Origin of the sequence: Lentzea sp. JNUCC 0626 (assembly GCF_043632865.1) — a bacterium.
GTDB lineage: Bacteria > Actinomycetota > Actinomycetes > Mycobacteriales > Pseudonocardiaceae > Lentzea.
In genome coordinates, this window is record NZ_CP171635.1 from 1806211 (window position 1) to 1826270 (window position 20060).

Genomic DNA, 20060 nt, shown 5'->3' on the forward strand with positions numbered 1-20060 from the left:
TCGGTGGTCAGTCGCCCAGGGCGCGCCGGACGAGGTCGGCGACTTCCAGTGCGTCGATGTCGGCGGGCACGTCGGCGTCCTGCTCGTCGCCCAGGCGCAGCAGCCGGTCGTAAAGACCGGTGGCGCGCAACCGGGCCGTCGGGATCGCCGCGAGTGCCGCGCGGAAACGGCGTTCCTCGTCGTCGGGGGAGCCTGCCTCGTCCTGCCCGGCGAGGTCGGTGACCAGCCTGGTCACCAGGTCCGCCGGGGTGGGGTGGTCGAACACCAGCGCGGCGGGCAGCCGCAGCCCGGTGGCCGCCGTCAGCCGGTTGCGCAGGTCCACCGAGGTGAGCGAGTCGAAGCCGAGGTCCCGGAACAGCAGGTGCTCGGCGAACTCCTCGTCCTCGTGGCCGAGCACGCCGCGCACGTGCGTGCGGACGAGTTCGGCCACGGCCCGCCTGCGCTGGTCGGCGGGCAACGCCGACAGCCGCTCGCCGGCCGTCACGTCCCGGTCGTCCGACACGCGCTTGCGTTGCGGGACAACATGATCACGGAGCAGCGGAGTTGCGTCGGCGGTCAGACCGGTGGTGTCCAGGGGTGCCACCACGACGTGGGGATCGGCCGAACCGCGCACGACGTCGTGCAGCGCCAATGCCCGTTTCGGTGCCAGCGGGAGCACGCCGCCGGAGAGCATCCGGCGCAGGTCCGCGTCCGAGAGTCCGGCGCCCATGCCCTCACCCGCCCACAGCCCCCAGGCCACCGACGTCACCGGCATCCCTTCCGCACGAGCCCGGTGCGCGAGCGCGTCGAGGAACGAGTTCGCCGCCGCGTAGGCCGCCTGGCCCGCACCGCCCAGTGCCGCGGAAGCGCTGGAGTAGAAGGTGATCGCCGCGATGTCGTGCCCGCGCACGGCTGCCAGCACCGCGAGCGCGCCGTCCTTCTTGGGCCGCAGGACGTCGTGCAGCCGCTGTTGGTCGAGCGCGGTGACGACGCCGTCCCCGAGCACGCCCGCCGCGTGGATCACCTCGGTGACGGGCGACGGGGCCAGGGTGAACGCGCGCCCGAGTTCCTCGGCGGAGGCGACGTCGCAGGCGAGCGCCACCGCGTGCGCCCCGAGTCCGGACAGTTCCGCTGCCAGCTCGTCCGGCGCGGTCCTGCTCAGCAGCAACAGGTCCCGCACGCCGTGCGTGGTCACGAGGTGCACCGCGACCTGCCTGGCGAGCGCACCCCGTGCCCCGGTGATCACGACCGTGCCGGCCGGGCCGGGTGGCAGGGTCAGCACGTTCTTGCCGATGTGCTTGGCCTGGCTGACGTGCCGGAACGCGTCCACCGCACGACGCAGTGGCCAGTCCGTGCGCGGCAGGTGCCGCAGCGCGCCCTCGCCGAAGAGCGCCAGCACGTCGGCCAGCATCTCGCCGATGCGGTCCGGTCCGGCCTCGATGAGGTCGAACGCGGTGTAGTGCACGCCGGGATGTGCGGCGGCGACGACGTCGGGGTCGCGCACGTCCGCCTTGCCCATCTCCACGAACGAGCCGCCGCGGGGCAGCAGCCGCAGCGAGGCGTCGACGAACTCACCCGCGAGCGCGTCGAGCACCACGTCCACCCCGTTCCCGCCGGTGTGGGCGAGGAACCGGTCCGCGAAGTCCAGCGTGCGCGAGGAGGCGATCCGTTCCGCCGGGACACCGCTGTCGCGCACCACGTGCTGCTTGCTCTCGCTCGCGGTGGCGAACACCTCGGCACCCCAATGCCGCGCCAGCTGCACTGCCGCCATGCCGACACCGCCGGCCGCCGCGTGCACCAGCACCGACTGCCCGGCGCGCAGCCCGCCGAGGTCGCGCAGCCCGTAGTAGGCGGTGAGGAACGCGATCGGCACGGCCGCGGCCTCGGTGAACGTCCAGCCGTCCGGGATCCGCGCGACCATCCGGTGGTGGGTGGTCGCGAACGGCCCGAACGCGCCGCTGAACACCCCGGTCACCCGATCGCCGACGGCCAGCCCGCGCACGTCCCGCCCGACAGCCGCGACGACACCGGCGGCCTCGCCGCCCATCACCGCCCGCCCGCGATACGTGCCGAGCGCCACCAGCACGTCGCGGAAGTTGAGCCCGGCCGCACGCACCGCCACCCGCACCTCGTCCGGTCCGGGCTCGACTGTTTCGGCGGGCACGAGCCGCAACCCGTCCAGCGTGCCGCCGGGATCCTGCTCCAGCCGCCAGGCCCCGTGACCCTCTGGAGGCAGCAGCGCCGCCACGGGCACCAGCCGAGGCACCCGGACCACTCCGCCACGCGACGCGATCTGCGTCTCGCCACCCGCGCGGGCGGTCGCGACCAGCGTGCCGAGCACCGCGTCCTCGGCGTCGGAGTCGAGGTCCGCCAACGTGATCCGGCCGGGGTGCTCGGCCTGCGCCGACCGCGTCATGCCCCAGACCGGGGCGACGTCGAGGTCGACGTCCTGCCCGTCGTCGGTGACCACACCACGGCTCGTCACCACCACCAGGTGCGCCCCGTCGTCCGGCCCGGCCAGCCAGTCGCGCAGCACGTCCAGGTGTTCGGCCACGTTCGCCGGGCGTACGACGGTGACACTGCCGCGGTCCGGCCAGTGCGTCACCGCGACCGGCGCCGAAGTCTCCTTCACCGGCCGCCACACGATCCGGTGCACGGCGGCAGGACCGTTGACGCGCACCCGGTCCGCCGTGATCGGCCGAAGCCGCAACGAGCGGATCGACGCGACAGGGGCACCGGTGGTGTCGGCGAGCGCGATCGCCATCTCCTGCGGGCCGGTCACCGTCACCAGGACCCGCAGCCTCCTCGCCCCGACGGCGTGCAGTGCGGCACCGGTGAACGAGAACGGCAGCGCCGCACCGGACTGCTCCACGCCCGCGAGGGCGAGCACGTGCAGCGCGGAGTCCAGCAACGCCGGGTGCAGCACACAGCCGCTGAGGTCGGTGCCCTCCGGCACCTCGATCTCGGCACGGACGTGCCGGCCGTCGCGCCAGGCGGCCCGCACGCCGCGGAACAACGGCCCGTAGGCCAGGCCCCGTGTGTGCAGGTCGTCGTACAGGCCGTCGACCGGGATCGGGTCGCCCACCGGCCATCGGCGCAGCGACACCGCGTCGGGCCGCGCCGGTTCCGGTCGCTCGCCACCGGGCACCGACACCGGCTGGTCGCCACTGGGCACCGCGCCCGGTCGCTCACCTCCGTGCACCGCCTCGGGTTGCTCGCCACCGAGCGTCGCCGTCGCGTGCTGCACCCAGTCGCTGTCACCCGTCCGCGTGTGCACCTGCGCTTCCCGTCCACCGTCCGCGGCCGCGGCCGCCAGCACCACCCGCAGCACGACGTCCGCGTCGTCGGGCACCACCAGCGGCGCGTGCAGAGTCAGCTCCGACACCACGTCCGCACCCGCCGACCACAGCAGCTCGAGCACCGCGGCACCGGGGAGCACCACCACGCCGTGCACCCGGTGCTCGGCGAGCCACGGCTGCGCGGCCGCGGACAGCCGCCCGGTGAGCACCACGCCACCGTCCGGCAGGTCCACCGCGGTGGTCACCAGCGGATGTCCCGTCGCCCGCTGGCCGGCGCTCGCCGGGTCACCGCCGCCCGGAGCCCGTTCCGGCCAGTGGCGCCGCCGTTCGAACGGGTAGGTGGGCAGGGTGCGCACCGCGGTGGTGGGCACCAGGGGTGACCAGTCGACGTCCACGCCACGTGCGTGCGCCAGCGCCAGGGCCTTGACGAACTGTGCGCTGTCGTCGAAACCCTTGCGCAGCAACGCTTCTGCCGGCCTGTCGTCGAGCAGCGGCACGAGTGTCGAGTCGGGGCCGACCTCCAGCACCGCCACGTCGCCGAGTGCCTCGACCGCGTCCGCGAACCTGACCGGCTCGCGCACGTGCCGCACCCAGTAGTCCGCGTCGAAGTCCTCCACGAACGCGCCGCTCAGCCCGGACGCGAACGGGACCGCGGGCGGTTTGCCGGCCAGGGTCTCCACGACCGCGCGGAACTCCGCGAGCATCGGGTCCATCAGCGGCGAGTGGAACGCGTGGCTCACCCGCAGGCGGCGGTGTTCGTGGCCCAGTGCCGCCACCGCCGCCAGCACGTCCTCCTCCACGCCGGACAGCACGACGGACGGGCCGTTGACCGCGGCGAGTGCGACCTTGTCGTTCAGCCGCGGGCGCACGTCGGCCTCGGTGGCGCGCACGGACACCATGGCGCCGCCGGGCGGCAACGCGGACATCAGCCGGGCGCGGGCGGTCACCAGGGTGCACGCGTCGGTCAGCGACAGCACACCGGCCACGTGTGCGGCGGCGATCTCGCCGACGGAGTGCCCGGCGACGGCGGCGGGGGTCACCCCGAAGGACTCCAGCAGCCTGGCCAGTGCGACCTGCACCGCGAACAGCGCCGGTTGTGCGATGCCGGTGTCGTCGAGCGGGCCGCCGCTGGACAACGCCTCGCGGACCGGGGCGCCGTGGTGGGCGAGTTCGGCGCACACCTCGTCGAGAACGGTGGCGAACACCGGGAACGCCTCGCCCAACGACCGTGCCATGCCCGCGTGCTGGCTCCCCTGGCCGCTGAAGACGAACGCGACGTCGCCGCGTCCGGGCAGGGGCGCGCCGCCGGCTACGGCCCGCAGTCCGGCGACGAGCTCGGCGGTCGTCGTGCCGGTCACCACCGCCTGGTGCGGGAAGCCCGGGGAGCGGCGCAGCAGCGTGTGCGCGACCTCGGCCGGGGCGAGGCCCGCGACCGCGTCCTGCAGGCGGCGGGCCTGCTCGCGCAGGGCGGCGGGGGACTTCGCGGACAGGCACCACGGCACCGGGCCGGCGTGCTCGGCGGCCGCGGCTGGTGCCGGTGGTTCCTCGACGATGAGGTGGGCGTTGGTGCCGCTGATGCCGAAGGACGAGATGGCGGCGCGGCGGGGCCTGTCGGTGGCGGGCCACGGGGTGGTGCGGGTGGTGGGGCGCAGGGTGGTGAAGGGGGCGTGGGAGGTCGGCTGGGTGTGGTGGGGCGTCGGGGGGAGTTGCTGGTGCTGCAGGGCGAGGATCATCTTGATCACGCCGGCGGCGCCCGCGGCGGCTTGGGTGTGGCCGATGTTGGCTTTGACGGCGCCGAGGTGCAGTGGGGTGGTGCGGCCGGGGCTGTAGGTGTTGTGCAGGGCGTGGGCTTCGATCGGGTCGCCGAGTTTCGTGCCGGTGCCGTGGGCTTCGACGACGTCGATGTCGGCGGGACGCAGCCCGGCGTTGGTGAGGGCCGTGCGGATGACGCGTTCCTGCGCCGGGCCGTTCGGAGCGCTGAGCCTGCTCGACGCGCCGTCCTGGTTCACCGCGCTCGACCTGATCACCGCGAGCACCGGCCGCCCGGCGCGTTGCGCGTCGGAAAGCCTTTCCAGCAACAACATCCCGGCGCCCTCGCCCCACGCCGTGCCGTCGGCGTCCGCCGAGAACGGCTTGCAGCGGCCGTCCGCCGCGAGCCCGCCCTGCCGCGCGAACTCGGCGAAGAGGTTCGGCGTGGACAGCACCGTCACACCACCGGCCAGGGCCAGCACGCATTCCCCGCGCCGCAAGGATTCCGCGGCGACGTGCAGCGCCACGAGCGAGGAGGAGCACGCGGTGTCGATCGTCAGCGCCGGACCCTCCAGGCCCAGCGCGTAGGACACCCGGCCGGACAGCACGCTGCCCGCCGTCCCGGTGCCGATCAGGCCCTCCAGGTCACCGGCGGAGCCCGTGGCCACGCCCACGTAGTCCTGCCCGCTCATCCCGATGAACACACCCGTGGCGCTGCCACGCGCGGCAGCAGGGGAGATCGCGGCGCGTTCGAAGCACTCCCACGCCGTCTCCAGCGCGAGCCGCTGCTGGGGGTCCATCGCCGCGGCCTCGCGTGGGGAGATGCCGAAGAAGGCGGCGTCGAACCGGGTGGCGTCGTCCAGGAACGCGCCCTCACGCGCGTAGTCCGCGCCGGAGTCCACGGCCCACCCGCGGTCGGCCGGGAACGGGCCGTACCCGTCCTCGCCCGCGGCCAGCATCCGCCAGAACCCCTCGGGATCGGAGACCCCGCCGGGGAACCGGCACGCGACAGCCGTCACGGCAATGGGTTCAGTGCGTTCCCGTTCGAGTCCGCGCAATTTTTCGCGAGTCTCGTACAGGTCCACCGTCAATTTCTTGAGATATTCGACGACCTTCTGATCCTCGGGCATGTCCCACCATGTTTTCATGCATTCGGGTTCGGCTTAACGTACTTGTCCGATGATCGGCGGGTACACCCCTACCCGACGCCCCTAACTGGCCTGGGATAACCCCTACGGGCACCCCTCCACTATTCCTTGAAATAGCTTGCCCCATTGTGCCGGAAGTGCGCTACGGTCGGAATCGCGATCTGTTGAGCGGGACTGGTCCAGCCGTGTCCGGAGGTTTTTGCAGATGACCGCATCGCGGCCGAAACGCGCACTCGTGGTTGGCGCCGGAATCTCCGGGTTGGCCACCGCGTTGCGCCTGTCCCAGATCGGCTGGGAACCACTGGTGGTGGAACGCGCACCCGCGCGCCGCACTGGTGGCTACTTCACCGTCTTCATGGCTGACGGCTTCGAGCCCGCGAAAAGGCTCGGCGTGTTCGCCGGCATCAACGACAGGGCCGACCCGCAGGGCCGGTTCCTGGAGATGGACCGGCGCGGCCGGCTCGTGCCCGCGATGAACCCCGCGGCGATGACGGGAGCGGGCCCGCAGTCCTACACCGTGTTGCGCGGCGACCTGGAGAGGGCGCTCTACGACGCGGTGCACGAGCGGGTGGAGATCCGGTTCGGCGTCGGCCCGGCCGCGATCAAACCGGGACGCCGCCACGTGGACGTCGATCTCACCGACGGCAGCACCGGCCGGTACGACCTCGTGGTCGGCGCGGACGGGCTGCACTCCACGGTCCGGGAGCTGGTCTTCGGCCCGGAGGACCTCTACCGCCGGGACTTCAACCACGTGATCGCCACGTGCCTGCTCGACCGGCCGGTGCCGGGACTGCGCGGCGGCGACAACCTCCTGGTGGTCGACACCCGCCGCACCGTCGCGGTGCAGGCGTTCCACGACCACGACCCGGTGGCGATGTTCATGTACTGCCACCAGTGGCCCGCCGCCGAGATCCGCAAGCGTCCGGGTTCGGCGCTGCGCGAGGTCTACGGCGACTTCGCGGGCCCCGTCGTCCCGTGGCTGCTCGACGCGCTGGACCGCGCCGAGTCGACGCTGTTCGACCAGATCAGCCAGATCCACCTGGCGGCCTGGAGCCGCGGCCGGGTCGTGCTGGTCGGCGACTCGGCGTGGTCGCTGACGCTGTACTCCGGCTTCGGCTCGTCACTGGGCATCGCCGGCGGTGACCTGCTGGGCACGTTGCTCGCCGAGCACGGCGACGACGTGGCCGGCGCGCTCGGCACGTGGGAGCACCGGCTGCGCCCCGAGGTCACCAAGCACCAGAAGAGCGCCCACTTCGCCAAGAACTTCCTGCTCCCGCCCAGCATGCCCGCGCGGCTGCTGCGGCGCGCAGTCGTGCGCACCGCGGCGAGTCGTGCGGGCGGGCGGCTGTTGCAGGCGCTGCTGCCCGCGTCGCGTGCGACGAGGACGGCGGCAACCACCTCGAAGAACAGGATCGGAGGATCTGTCTGATGAAGCGCTTGGCGGCTGTGCTGTCCGCCGTGCTGGCCACGACGGTGCTGGTGACGCCCCCGGCGGGGGCGGACACGGCGTCCGTCGTCTACTCCTGCACCGAGATGGGCTCAGCGCCCGTTCCGCTCACCTACTCCGTGTCGATCACGGCACCGGTGAAGGTGCGGAAGGGGACGAAGATCAGGTTGAAGGTGTCGGCCACGAAACCGGCGCCCGCGGACGTCCCCGCGGGAGGCATCGACGGCGACATGGACATCGCGGTCGGCGGCGCCGGCTCCGGCACGGTCACGGCGACCGGGCTGGCGAACGCCACCGCCGTCCCCGTCGGGCAGCCGATGGTGCTCGGTCCCGGCTACGCGACGTACACCCCGGCCACGACCGGCGTCGTCACGTTCGCGCCCGGCCACTTCGTGATGGACATCTGGATCGGGGCGACGCTCGACTGCTCGCTGCCGGGAGGCGGCCCCGTGCTGGCGTCGACGACCGTCTACTGAGTCGGTCTACTGCTCGGCCGGCTTTCCCAGCAGAACTGCGGCCACCCGCTCGAAGTGCGGAGACACCTCGGGCAGGGTGGTCGCGGACAACGCCTCGCTGCGCACGACCGACCGGATCACGCTGATCCCGAGCAGCCAGGCGCTGAAGAGCTCGGCGCGCAGGTCGGCGTCCGGCCCGTCGCACAGTTCGCGCAACCGGGCCACGTAGGTGTCGCAGACGTGCTCGCGCAGCCGGTCGCGGATCGCCTCGTCACCGGCGGAGCGCAGCATCGCGATGAACGGGTGCTCGCCCGCCGAGTCGGGCCACTCGTGGGCGAGGATCGACTCGAGCAGGCGGGCGGGCAGTTCCTCCGGCGGGCCGTCGAGTGCCGCCTCGGTCGCGCGGGCGTCCTGCTCGGAGCACTCGTCGAAGAGCTTGCGCTTCGTGCCGAAGTACCGGAACAGCAGGCTCGCGTCGACCCCCGCGTCCGCGGCGATGTCGCGGACGTTCGTCGAGGCGTAGCCGTCGCGGGCGAACCGGCTGCGTGCGGACGCCAGCAGCGCCGCACGGGTGGCCTCGCGGTTGCGCTTGCGTAGTGGCGTGTCGCCCGGTGTCACGGCCAAGAGCCTGCCTCCAGCAGTCAAGTCATCAAGCGTTGACATCCTACAACGACGACCGCTAGCTTCCGGTAAGTCATCAACTGATGGCTTAGCCGAGAGTTCCTGAGGGGTTCGCAGAGTGAAGACGTTCGTCGTATCCGGCGGTACGGACGGCATCGGCAAGGCCGTGGCCCTCGCCCGCCTCAAGCAGGGCGACCGGGTGGTCGTGCTGGGCCGCAACGCGGAGAAGGGCGCGGCGCTGCTGGCCGAGGCGGACGGATCGGGTGCCGCGGACCGGGCCCACTTCGTCCAGGTCGACCTCGCGTCCGTCGCCGGCACCAGGGCCGCTGTCGCGGACCTGCTGTCGCGGTTCGAGTCGATCGACGGTCTCGTGCTGTGCGCGCAGCACTTCCGCTCGGAACGCCTGGTCACCGAAGAGGGGTTCGAGAACACCTTCGCGCTGTACTACCTGAGCCGCTACGTGCTCAGCCACGGGCTGGCCGGTGCGCTCGAGAAGGCAGCGGCGCCGGTCATCGTCAACGTCTGCGGCCCCGGTGTCCCGATGGGCGAGGTCCGCTGGGACGACCTCGGCCGCGAGCACGGCTACACCGGCATCGACGCGCTCATGCAGGGCAGCCGGCTGAACGACCTGCTCGGCGTCGGGTTCGCCCAGGAGCACGCCGGTTCGCCGATCCGCTACGTCCTGCTCAACCCCGGTGGCGTGCAGACCAGCTTCTCCGGTGAGTACGACGCCGAGATGGCCGCGCAGATCGACGCCATGCGCGCGGTCGCCAAGCCCGTCGAGGAGGGCATCCTGCCCGTGCTCGCGCTGCTCGACACCCCGCCCGCCGAGCAGGTGAGCGCGTCGATGATGGGCGAGCCGCTGCCGCTGGAGGGTTCCGCCTTCGATCCCGAGGCCGCGCGGAGGCTGACCGAGGTCACCACCGGTCTGCTCGCGGCGCGCACCCACTGAGGAGGACTTCCGTCATGACCGGTCAGCCCGCGCTCACGCGGGAAGAGGCGAACCTCGCGTTCGTCGAGCGATGGGTCGAACTGCACAACACCGACCCGCTGCGGATGGTGCGCGAGTGCTACGCGCCGGACGCGGTGATCGAGGTGCCGGGGGTGGAGTCGTTCGGCGTCGAGCGGCTGCGTCAGCTGGAGCTGTCCGGGCCGCCGCGGAGCACGCGCGTGCTCCGCACCGTGGCCGCCGGTGACGTGGTGGCCGTGGAGGGCACGACCGCGACGCTGTCCGAGGAGGGACAGGGGCCGGAGGTGCGGTGGTGCGTCCTGCTCACCATCCGGGACGGCGTCATCGTCTCGGATCACGCCTACCTCAACACCCATCAGCCGACCCCCGCCTGACCGGTCGGCGGAAGAACTTCGGTTTTCAACCTCTCGCTTCGCTGCGGCCGAAATGCCCTGAACAGGCGTTTGCCGACTCCGGGTTTACGTTGTGGTGCTGATTCGCCAATCGTAGTCACGATACGTGAATGACGTGCTCCAAAGTGGTGAACCGGTTGCCGGTGACCGGACGGTCACGTACGGTGGCAGGAAAGCGGGGGCGTTTGCGCGCCGGGATGTGTACGCCGGTCCTGATCCGGCTCTAGGGGCTCATTCCGCACGCATGTCACTCGACAACGTTGTCGTGAAGTGGCATTTGCGTTTATTTGTTTGCGCGCACCCCGGTTAATTCAACGCTGACTTCAGTGTGTGGACGACTGGGGGGTATCTGTCGTTGCTGGTCGAGCGAGAGGAACATTTACGCGCGTTCGGCGGTCACCTGGATCGGCTGGCCAGAGGCACGGGTGGCACCGTGGTGGTCAGCGGTCCGGTGGCGAGCGGCCGGACGCGTCTCCTGCGGGAGTTCCTGTCCGACGTGGCCGAGCGCGGCACGCCGGGCGGAGAACTGGAGGGTGTGCTCGTCCTCACGGCCACCGGCACTCCCGCCACCAGCGGGTTGCCCTTCGAGATGCTCACCCCGCTGCTCGCCGCGTTGCCGCTGCCCGCTGACCTGCACCGCGAGGTGGAGGCGCTGGTGGCGGCCGGGGGTGAGCTGAGGCCAGAGGACGCGAGCCTCGCGCACCGCGTCGCAGACGCGGTGCTGGCGCTGACGGCGGACCAGCCGGTGGTGCTCGCGGTGGACGACGCGCAGGACGGCGACGAGCTGTCCCTGCGCTGCCTCGCGCACCTGGCCCGGCGGTTGGTCGCGGCGCGGATGTTGCTGGCGGTCGCGGTGCGCACCGGTACCGGCTACCACGGCCCGATGCACGCCGCGTTGCTGCACGAGGGCTTCGGCAACGGTCACCGGCTCGGTCCGCTGAGCGAGCGCGGGGTGACGGCGCTGGTCGCCGACCGCCTCGGGCGCGCGGGCGCGGACCGCGTGGCGGCCGAGTGCTTCGCCCTCACCGGTGGCAACTGCCTGCTGGTCAACGCGGTCCTGGAGGACCTCGCCGCGCGGGCGGGCGGGTTGCCGCTGCAGCGCGGCGCCCGGCTGTCGGTCGGCGAGGCCTACGGCCGTGCCGTGCTCTCCTGCCTCGACCGCGGGGGAGAGGTGAGCAGGCGCACGGCCGAGATGCTGGCGGTCGTGGGCGACTGGCCCGCGTCCGTGCTCGCCGAGAAGCTCGGTGTGCACGAGCGGAACGTGCTCGACGCGATGGCCGCGCTGGAGAGCGTCGGCGTGCTGAGCGGCCGAGACTTCCGGCATCCGGTCGCACAGGGTGCCGTGCTGGCCGGGCTCACCGAGTCCGGGCTGGCCGAACTCCACCTGTGGGCGGCGGCCAGGCTCCAGCAGGGCGACGGCTCGATCGAGGAGGTCGTCGACCACCTCCTGGCCGCGGGCCAGGTCCGCGACCAGGAGTCCATCAGCCTGGTGCAGTGCGTCGCGGAACGAGCGCTGATCGCGGACGACGTCGACCGGGCGGTCCGCTGCCTGCGGCTCGCGGCGGAGCACTGCGCGGACGACCGGCAGCGCACCGCGGTGATCGCCAGACTGGCGTCGGTGGTGTGGCGCAGCAGCACCGTCACCGTGGCGCAACGGCATCTGTGCGTGCTGGTCCAGGCGATGCACGACGGCACGTTGCCGACCGCGCAGGTGCCCGCCGTGCTGCGGTACCTGCTGTGGCACGGCCGCATCGAGGAGGCGACCGACGTGATGGGCGGCCTGTCCGCCGGCGGCGCCGCGGCCGCGTGCGTCGAGTCGCTCCAGTGGTGGCTGCGGCACAGCTATCCGTCGGTGGCGGCCCGCGTGCCGACGAGGCCGGACGGCGTCGATGCTCCGGACGTCACCCCGGGCACCGCCGGCGCGCACCGCGAGATGGCGGCGCGGGTCGTCGGGGCCGTACTCGGCGGCGGTGATCCCGGCGAGGTGATCGTCGCCGCGCAGCACGTCCTGCAGAGCTGCGCGCTCGACGAGGACACCATCGAGATCCTGGTCACCTCACTGCTCTCGCTCACCTACGTCGACCGGCTGGACCTGGCGCGCATGTGGTGCGACGACCTGGTGGCGTGCGCGCACCGGCGCCGGGCGCCGACGTGGGCCGCGGTGCTGACCGCCGTCCGGGCCGACATCGCGTTGCGGGAAGGGGATCTGGCCGGCGCGATCCGGTTCGCGCGGTCCGCGCTGGAGATGATGCCCGTGCCCGGCTGGGGCATCACCATCGGGTTCGTGCGGGCGGTGCTGGTCGCGGCGCACACGCACATGGAGGAGCACGAGGCTGCGGCGGAGGAACTGCGCCAGCCGGTGCCCGAAGGCATGTACGAGTCGCGTTTCGGGCTGCACTACCTGTTCTCGCGCGGCCAGTACTACCAGGCCATCGATCGTCCCTACGCGGCGCTGACCGACTTCCGCGCGTGCGGAGAGCTGTTGGCCAACTGGGACATGGACGTGCCGGGCATCGTCGCCTGGCGGTCGGCCGCCGCCCAGTGCTACCTCACGCTGGGACAGCACGACGAGGCGCGGGAACTGGCGGAGGAACAACGGGCGCTGGCGACCGGGCCGTTGTCGCGGCCGGCCGGTCAGGCCCTGCGGGTGCTGGCGGCAACGGTGCCGGCGGTGCAGGCGATCACGTTGCTGGATCAGGCGGTAAGCGCTTTCACGCTCAGTGGCGCGCGGAAGCTGCTCGCGCAGGCGTTGCTGGACCTCGGCGGTGCCTACCACGAACTCGGTGACGACACCAAGGCGCGGATGACGCTGCGCGAGGCACGGCGCATCGCCAAGGAGTGCCAGGCCCGCGGCCTGGAGCGGGAACTGCCGTTCCAGCGGCCGGTGGAGGAACAGTCGCCGAGTTCGTGGCCGCGCCACAGCGAGGAGCTGAGCGAGGCCGAACGGCGAGTGGCCACGCTCGCGGCGGACGGCCACACCAACCGGCAGATCGCGGACAAGCTCTACGTCACCGTCAGCACGGTCGAGCAACACCTGACGAGGACGTACCGCAAGCTCGGCATCGGCCGCCGGTCGGACATCGGGACGGCGCTGAGCCTGCGGATGGTGCGGGCGGTCTGACACGACATCGGCCCGTGTTCCCGGAATCCGGGGCATGGGCCGATGTCGTCGTCGTGAGGTTCGCCGGTCACCGCGCGATGGCCTGAACCGGCCGCACGTCCGGGAGTCAGGCCACCGAGACGGGGCTGCGCCGCGTGCGCCCGGTGAGACGTGCCCACGCCGGCGATCGGCGGGCGAGTGCCGCGTCGAGCGCGAACCGATCGCCGGCCACGGACAGCGCGAGGCTCGTCACCGCGAGCACGAGCACGAACTCGTACCCCTGCTCGTGCACGTAGAACCCCTGTGCCCCGTGCACGAACACCAGCGCACCGAGGGTGACGACGGCGAACAGCACGCCGATCAGCGGCAGCGCCGCGCCGATGATCATGGCCGCGCCGCCGCCCAGTTCGACGAGGATCGTGAACCAGTAGGACAGCGAGGGCAGCGGGATGCCCGCCTTGCCGAACCCGGCGATCGCGCCCGACACGTCCTCGATCTTCAGCAGTCCGTGCGCGATGAACGTGACGCCGACGACGATCCGGGCGATCAGGGTCAGCACGTCCCTGGTGAGGTCGGAGATCATGGGGTCTTCCTCCAGTAGGCGGCGGTGCCGTCGATGTCGACGACCGGTTCGGTGATGCCGTGCGCGTCGCGGTAGTGGTGCACCGCTTCCGCGCACGCGGGGATGACGTAGTCGTCGATGATCGTGAAGCCGCCGGGCGACAGCTTCGGGTAGAGGTTCTCCAGCGCGACGGTGGTCGACTCGTACAGGTCGCCGTCGAGCCGCAGCACCGCGAGCCGTTCCACCGGGGCGGTGGGCAGGGTGTCCGCGAACCAGCCCGGCAGGAACCGGACCTGGTCGTCCAGCAGGCCGTAGCGCTCGAAGTTGTACCGCACGGTGTCCAGCGAGATGGCCAGCACGTCGTTGTACTTGTGCAGTTCCATCGCCACGTCGGCGGCGTGCCCGCTCGCGGCGACCTCCGGCATGCCCTGGAACGAGTCGGCGACCCAGACCGTGCGGCCGGTGTCGCCGTGCGCGCGGACCACGGCGCGCATGAAGATCGAGGCACCGCCACGCCAGACGCCGGTCTCGATCAGGTCGCCCGGCACGTTCTCGCGCAGCACCGTCTCGACGCACCGCTGCAGGTTGTCGAGCCGCTTCAGGCCGATCATCGTGTGCGCGACGCTGGGCCAGTCGCGGCCGACCAGCCGGTGCTCGACCTCCTCGCCGTCGCCGTAGTCGAACTCCTGGATGGCCTCGTCGCGGTAGATCGTGTTGATCAGGACCCGCTTCATCAGGTCCAGGTACATCTCGGCGGTGTCGGCCATGTCGCTCCTCGTCGTGTGCTGTGTCGCCGGCCTGCCCGGCAACGGGCGCGCGGGCAGGTCGTCATTCGTCCGGGGTGGCCAGACCGGCCGCGAAGGGGTTCTCGTCGCGGGGCACCCACGCGGGTGCCGGGCGCTCCGAGTTCAGGCCCTTCTCGATGAAGACCATGTTGTGGTAGAAGTGGATCCCGGTGACTGTGTCGTCCACAGTGGACGTCTCGCTGCTGAACTCGCGCCGGTTGAGACCGTCGGTCAGCGACTTGAACAGACCCATGGACGTCGCCGGGTTGCCGAGGTCGTGCCGGTCACCGCCCCAGCCGGGCCAGTAGGACGTCTGGAGGTCCTCCACCACGTACAGGCCACCGGGCCGCAGCCGGGGGAACAGCGCGTGGAACGAGGTGATCACGTCCTGGCTGAGGTGGCTGCCGTCGTCGATCACGATGTCGAGCGGCCCGGTGGGCAGGTCGCGCAGGAACGCGGCGTCGCCCTGGTCGCCCTGGTGCGTGTGCAACCGGGGCGCGCGCAGGCCGGGCTTGGGGAAGTGGTCGAGTCCGTGCACCACGCCGCGGCGGAAGTAGTGCCGCCACATCCGCAGGGACGCGCCGCCCGCCGCCGGGTCGTCGTACCCGCCGATGCCGAGCTCCAGCACGGTGACCCGCCGGTCCTTGAACGGGGCGAAGTGCCGGTCGTAGTGCCTGGTGTACCAGTGCTCGCCCCACTTGTCCGAGCCGAATCGCACGGCCAGCTCGGCGAGATCGCGCAGCGGTTCGTCGCAGGCGGTGGTGAACTGCAGGGCGGCCCTGGCCAGGTGTGCCCGGTCGGCGTGCCCCGCGACGCGCGGGTCCGGCACCTCGGCGGGCAGCACCTCGCGCGTGGCGGTGCTCAGGTCCGGCCCGAACAGCGACCGCACGAGTTCGCCGAGGTCCTGGCGCACCAGCAGGTCCGCCTCGGGGACGGAACCGGGGGTGACCTTGGGGTCGGGGCCGAGCACCAGCACGAACGGCAGCGTGCGCGTGCCCGCGGTGAGCTCCACCTGCACGGGCACGTCGCGGTCGGGAGCCGTCAGCGCCGCCGCGCGGGTGACGATCTCGCCGAGCGCGGCCGCCGCGACCTCCACCGCGTCCACCGCGTCCAGCCAGTCGCGCACGGCCTCCGGTGACCGCGCGGCGATGTCGAGCAGGTGCTCGTCGAGCGAGCTCATCGTTTCTCCTCCAGGGTCTCGAGCGCGATCACCACAACTCCTCGATGAGGTCGCACGCGGTGGAAACGCCGTCCTCGTCCGCCATCTCCGCGCTGATGTCCCCGGCACGCCGCGCCATCGCGCCGTCCGAGAGCACCCCGGCCAGGGCCGCCGCCAGTGCGTCGACCGACAGCGAGGCCAGCGGCAGCGGTGCGGACGCGACGCCGAGCTCCACCGCGCGCCGGGCCCAGAACGCGTTGTCGGCGAACATCGGCACCGGCACCTGGGGCACGCCGGCGCGCAGTGCGGCGGCCGTCGTGCCGCAGCCCGCGTGGTGCACGATCGCCGCTGCCTGGGGGAAGAGCGCGCGGTAGTCGGACTCGCCGGCCTGGTGCACGTGGTCGGGCAGGTCCTGTGCCGGCCCGCCCACGAGCACGAGGTCGCGGCCCACGCGGGCGGCCGCCTCGGCGAGGATCGCCAGCACGCGCCGCTGGTCGTGCACCGGCCACAGGCTGCCGAACGTCGCGACGACCGGTGCGCCCGGCCGTGCGAGGAACGCCGCGAGCCGCTCGTCCGGTGTCCACGAAGGACGGTCCCAGAACCAGTAACCCGTGACGTGGCAGCGCGGGGGCCAGTCGCCCGGCGGCGGGATCACCACGGGGCTGACCGGGTAGAGCACCGGCACGTCGTGCCCGAGCGTGGTGAGCGGCGAGCGGGTCCCGGCCGGCGGCAGGCCCTGGGCGGCGCGGTAGCGGTCGAGCGGGCCGCGGAAGACGTCCCACTCGGCCTGGTGCGCGAGCGCGTACCCCGTCAGGTTGTCCACTCCGCTTGGGGCGCCCCAGGCGGGGAACGCGGCCGTCGGGGTGTTGGGCGTCCAGGCCGCCGCCACCCACTTGGCCTTCGTCCCCGTGAACGCCGCTGTGTACGTCGTCGGCGCGGTCACCACGACGTCCGCGCCCTCGCAGGCCTCGGCCATCGACGCGTGCTTGCGCACCGCCGCCTCCTCGGTCTGCGGCGGCAACGCCATCGCTACGTCCACTGTGGATCCGCCGCGCCGGATCGCCTGCGCGACACCGGGCAGCTCGAACAGCTCGCCGCCGATCGAGTCGGTGAGCGGGGCGAACGCCAGTCCCGCTCCCTCCACGAAGGACCGCGCCGACTCCGCCGAGGCGACCAGCACGTCGTGGCCGCGCCGGGCGAGGCCGGTGCCCAGCGCGGCGAACGGCTGCACGTCGCCGCGCGACCCCAGCGACATCAGGGTGATCCGCACGATGTCTCCTCAGTAGTAGTCGACCGTGCGCGGGGCGAACGAGGGGATGCGGCCCTCGGCGTTGACGCCCTTGTCCAGGAACGCGATGTTGCGGTAGACGTGCAGCCCGACCGTGCTCGCCGCGTACGGCGCCCGGTCCGGGTCGCCGCCCGGTGCCGTCCACTCCTCGTGGTGCAGAGCGTCCACAACGGACTTGAGCAGCCCGATGGAGGTGCCCTCGCCCGCGCTGGAGGTCTCCTGCCCGCCGTAGCCGGGCGCGTAGGCGGTCCAGAGGTCCTCGATGACGTAGACCCCGCCGTTGCGCACGTGGGGGAACAGCTCGCGGAAGGTGGTGAGGATGTGACCGTTGATGTGGCTGCCGTCGTCGATGACGATGTCGAACGGCCCGTGCTCGGAGGCCAGCGCCCGCAGGAAGTCCGGGTCGTCCTGGCTGCCCTGGACCGTGGTGATCCGTTCCTCGTCGAGACCGTTCTTGGCGAAGTAGTCGACGCCGAACACGTGACCGCGCGGGAAGTAGTCGCGCCACATGCGCAGGGACCCGCCGCCGACGTCGGGGTCGCGGTAACCGCCGATGCCGATCTCCAGCACCCGCACCGGTTCCGCGCGCAGCCGCGCGAAGTGCCGGTCGTAGTGCGGGGTGAACCAGTGCCAGAGCCCCCACTTGTCGGCGACGTGCTTGGCCGCGAGCGCGTTGAGCTCGTGGCCCGCCGACGACACCGCCGCCAGCACGGTCGTCGTCGCCTTCATGTACGACTCGATGATCCGGAACGGGTCGGACGGGTCGCCGTTGGTCATGAACCAGTCGTCGGTTCGTTCGAACCGGTGGGTACCGGCCGCCGGAGACGGCTGTGACCCGTACAGCGCCACCACCAGGTCGGCCAGCTCGAACACGAGCCGGCAGGGGACCGGTCGCGCCGAGGACTCGGCACGGACGGGTTCCCCGCGCACGAGCCGCAGCACGTGGTCCGTCCGTTCGTCCCGGTGTGTCACGGAAATGGCGATGTACGCCTCGTCGGTGTTGATGGGAACGCCACAGCGCACCACCAGTTCGGCCACCGCGGTCGCGGTGGCCGCGGACAACCCGATGTCGTCCAGTGCGGCCGGGAGGTCACGGCGGGGGCCACCGGCCACACGCGCCAGTTCCTGAGCCACGCGCACAGGTGTCGTCGCGGTCATTGCTCGCTCCTGTTCCCTCACCACTCGGGGAGCTGCTCGGCCGGTGCCTGCCCGCGCTCCCGCCGCAAAGTCCTGTCGCAGGCGGCCAGATGCGCGCCCAGTGCTTCGTCGAACCCGGTCGCCGTGGCGTCGAGCAGCAGCCGTCTGCGCACGCCCGCCTCGGACCCGGCGAGGCCCTCGCAGCGCGCCAGCACACCGGTCAGCGCGGCCGCCACGTCGTCGACGACCTCGTCCACCAGTCCGATGGCCGCGGCCTCGTGCGCGTCCACGCGCTGCCCGAACACGGTCAACCGCCGTGCGCGCGCCAGTCCTGTCTGGTGCACGAGCCGATGCAGTGCCATGCCGGGCCACGGGGTCGTCCCGGACAACGGCACGCCGAACACCGACCGCGGCGAGGCGATCCGGTGGTCGCAGCAGAGCAGCAGCTCCAGCGCGGTGCCGGTGCAGTCCCCGTCGACGACCGCGACGGTCACCGCGCCGAGCCACTCCACCCGCCGCAACGCCCGTTCCCACTTGTTGACCAGGTGCACGTCGACCTCGTGGAAACCGCTCTGGCGCGCCTTGCCGCCGAGCCGCACGACCAGCGGCACCGCGCCGCCCAGGTCCTCCGCCGCCGCGCAGGCGTTCTCCAGCGCCGCGAGCACCTGCCGGGCCGGCGGCTCGCCGCCCGTCACGCGGATCTCGGGGACGGTCACCGCATCGCTCACGACGTCACCGCCCGGTGGTGCACGTAGTTGCTGCAGCTGTCGATGTTGGAGATGAGCGTCTTCGACATGATGCCGTCGGCGCCGCGCACGCTCTGGGGCAAGCGGTGCAACAACATCAGCGCCTTGTTGCTGCGCCGCGCCACGCTCTCCAGCCGCCGCACGTGCCGCGCCCGGTTGCGCCGTTCCCGCTCGTAGCGCCGCAGCAACGCCGCCGGCTCACCGCGTTCGGAGAGCACGTGCCCGAGCATCCAGCTGTCCTCGAGGGCCTGGTTCACGCCCCAGCCGACCCGTGGCGGCACGGCGTGCGCCGAGTCGCCGGCGAGCGTGATCGGGCCGCGGCCCCACCAGCGCGGCACCCGGTGCACCACGTGCGGGTACACCTCGACGTCCTGGTCCGGCAGGTTCGCGACGAGTTCGGCGACGGGACGTGCCCAGTCGCCGAACCACTCGGCGAGCCGGGCTCTGCGATCGGGCGGCTGGGGGTGGTCGAGCCACGCCGTGCGCCTGCCCGCGCGGTCCAGGTCCTCGTTCGGCCACGGCACCTCGACGGCCCAGTGCACGAGGCCCTTGCCGACCGGGTGCATGGTGCACAGCCGCAACTTGTCGTAGTAGGTGGGCACGACGTGCTCGGAGCGCAGCCCCGGCGGGATCGCGGCCAGCCCGTACCACGACGCGAGGCCGGTGTGCGCGGCCACGTCCCCGAAGAGCCGGTGCCGCACGATCGACCGGTAGCCGTCCGCGCCGATCAGCACGTCGCCGATCTCGGTGCCGCCGTCGTCGAAGGTGACCTCCACGCCCTGGCGGGTGTGCCGGATCGTCGTGCAGCGCCGGCCGAACGTGATCGTGCCGGCCGGCAGGGACTGGGCGAGCCGTTCGATGATGTGCCCGCGCAGCACGCCGATGGTCGGCGCGCCGTACTTCTCCTGCGCGCCTTCGAGGTCCATGCGCATCAACGGGGTGCCGTCGTGGGCCAGGACGTCGGCCTCGTCGATGCGGCTGCCCAGTTCCGGCAGCGACACCCCGAGCTCGCGCAGGATCGCCGTGCCGTTGGGCCACACGAGCACTCCGTTGCCGGTGGCGCGCAGCTTGTCGGCCCGTTCGAAGACGGCCACCTCGTGTCCGGCGGAGGTGAGCGCGACCGCTGCCGCGACGCCGCTGACACCTGCCCCGACGATGAGGACTTTCATGTGGCTCCTCACTGCCGGTCCGTTTCCGGAAATTGCGCCGGCGTTTTTGCGTCA

14 protein-coding genes are annotated in these 20060 nt (G+C 72.3%); 5 read left to right on the plus strand and 9 right to left on the minus strand.

Going from position 1 to position 20060, the window contains the following annotated elements:
- Nucleotides 1–7: 7 nt before the first annotated feature.
- Nucleotides 8–6157 carry a type I polyketide synthase gene (locus tag JNUCC0626_RS08045; RefSeq protein WP_394619036.1) on the minus strand — a complete coding sequence of 2050 codons (6150 nt, stop codon included), beginning with the start codon at nt 6155–6157 and terminating at the stop codon, nt 8–10.
- A gap of 223 nt (nt 6158–6380) precedes the next feature.
- Here JNUCC0626_RS08045 and JNUCC0626_RS08050 point away from each other — a divergent pair, with 223 nt between their 5' ends.
- Both JNUCC0626_RS08050 and JNUCC0626_RS08055 read left to right on the plus strand, forming a co-directional pair.
- Nucleotides 6381–7604, plus strand: a complete 1224-nt coding sequence (locus tag JNUCC0626_RS08050) for an FAD-dependent monooxygenase (RefSeq protein WP_394619037.1) — start codon at nt 6381–6383, stop codon at nt 7602–7604.
- The gene (locus tag JNUCC0626_RS08055) at nt 7604–8098 is read left to right on the plus strand and encodes a hypothetical protein (RefSeq protein WP_394619038.1); all 495 of its coding nucleotides are present in this window, start codon (nt 7604–7606) and stop codon (nt 8096–8098) included. The genes JNUCC0626_RS08050 and JNUCC0626_RS08055 overlap by 1 nt, the downstream gene beginning before the upstream one ends.
- 6 nt (nt 8099–8104) lie before the next feature.
- On the opposite strand, the gene JNUCC0626_RS08060 is transcribed toward JNUCC0626_RS08055, so the two are convergent.
- Nucleotides 8105–8695, minus strand: a complete 591-nt coding sequence (locus JNUCC0626_RS08060; protein WP_394619039.1) for a TetR family transcriptional regulator — start codon at nt 8693–8695, stop codon at nt 8105–8107.
- 121 nt (nt 8696–8816) lie between these two features.
- Here JNUCC0626_RS08060 and JNUCC0626_RS08065 point away from each other — a divergent pair, with 121 nt between their 5' ends.
- The 3 genes from JNUCC0626_RS08065 (at nt 8817) to JNUCC0626_RS08075 (ending at nt 13181) form a co-directional block, all read left to right on the plus strand.
- Nucleotides 8817–9650: an SDR family NAD(P)-dependent oxidoreductase gene (locus JNUCC0626_RS08065; protein WP_394619040.1), complete on the plus strand. Its 834-nt coding sequence runs from the start codon at nt 8817–8819 to the stop codon at nt 9648–9650.
- 14 nt (nt 9651–9664) lie between these two features.
- Nucleotides 9665–10042 (plus strand): nuclear transport factor 2 family protein, encoded by a 378-nt coding sequence (locus JNUCC0626_RS08070; protein ID WP_394619041.1) that lies wholly within the window; start codon nt 9665–9667, stop codon nt 10040–10042.
- Between the two features lie 346 nt (nt 10043–10388).
- Nucleotides 10389–13181 carry an AAA family ATPase gene (locus JNUCC0626_RS08075; protein WP_394619042.1) on the plus strand — a complete coding sequence of 931 codons (2793 nt, stop codon included), beginning with the start codon at nt 10389–10391 and terminating at the stop codon, nt 13179–13181.
- Between the two features lie 106 nt (nt 13182–13287).
- On the opposite strand, the gene JNUCC0626_RS08080 is transcribed toward JNUCC0626_RS08075, so the two are convergent.
- The 7 genes from JNUCC0626_RS08080 to JNUCC0626_RS08110 form a co-directional block, all read right to left on the minus strand.
- Nucleotides 13288–13743 carry a DoxX family protein gene (locus JNUCC0626_RS08080; RefSeq protein WP_394619043.1) on the minus strand — a complete coding sequence of 152 codons (456 nt, stop codon included), beginning with the start codon at nt 13741–13743 and terminating at the stop codon, nt 13288–13290.
- Nucleotides 13740–14489, minus strand: a complete 750-nt coding sequence (locus tag JNUCC0626_RS08085; protein WP_394619044.1) for a TylF/MycF family methyltransferase — start codon at nt 14487–14489, stop codon at nt 13740–13742. The genes JNUCC0626_RS08080 and JNUCC0626_RS08085 overlap by 4 nt, the downstream gene beginning before the upstream one ends.
- Before the next feature lie 61 nt (nt 14490–14550).
- On the minus strand, nt 14551–15687 hold the full coding sequence (locus tag JNUCC0626_RS08090) for a class I SAM-dependent methyltransferase (RefSeq protein ID WP_394619045.1): 1137 nt from the start codon (nt 15685–15687) through the stop codon (nt 14551–14553).
- A 28-nt stretch (nt 15688–15715) separates the two neighbouring features.
- Complete coding sequence (locus tag JNUCC0626_RS08095; RefSeq protein WP_394619046.1) at nt 15716–16936, minus strand: glycosyltransferase; 1221 nt, start codon at nt 16934–16936, stop codon at nt 15716–15718.
- A 9-nt stretch (nt 16937–16945) separates the two neighbouring features.
- Nucleotides 16946–18112 (minus strand): class I SAM-dependent methyltransferase, encoded by a 1167-nt coding sequence (locus JNUCC0626_RS08100; protein WP_394619047.1) that lies wholly within the window; start codon nt 18110–18112, stop codon nt 16946–16948.
- A 17-nt stretch (nt 18113–18129) separates the two neighbouring features.
- Entirely contained in the window at nt 18130–18819 is a 690-nt protein-coding gene (gene dpgB, locus JNUCC0626_RS08105; protein WP_394619048.1) for an enoyl-CoA-hydratase DpgB, read from the minus strand.
- Nucleotides 18816–20006 (minus strand): FAD-dependent oxidoreductase, encoded by a 1191-nt coding sequence (locus JNUCC0626_RS08110; protein ID WP_394619049.1) that lies wholly within the window; start codon nt 20004–20006, stop codon nt 18816–18818. The genes dpgB and JNUCC0626_RS08110 overlap by 4 nt, the downstream gene beginning before the upstream one ends.
- Between the last annotated feature and the right edge of the window lie 54 nt (nt 20007–20060).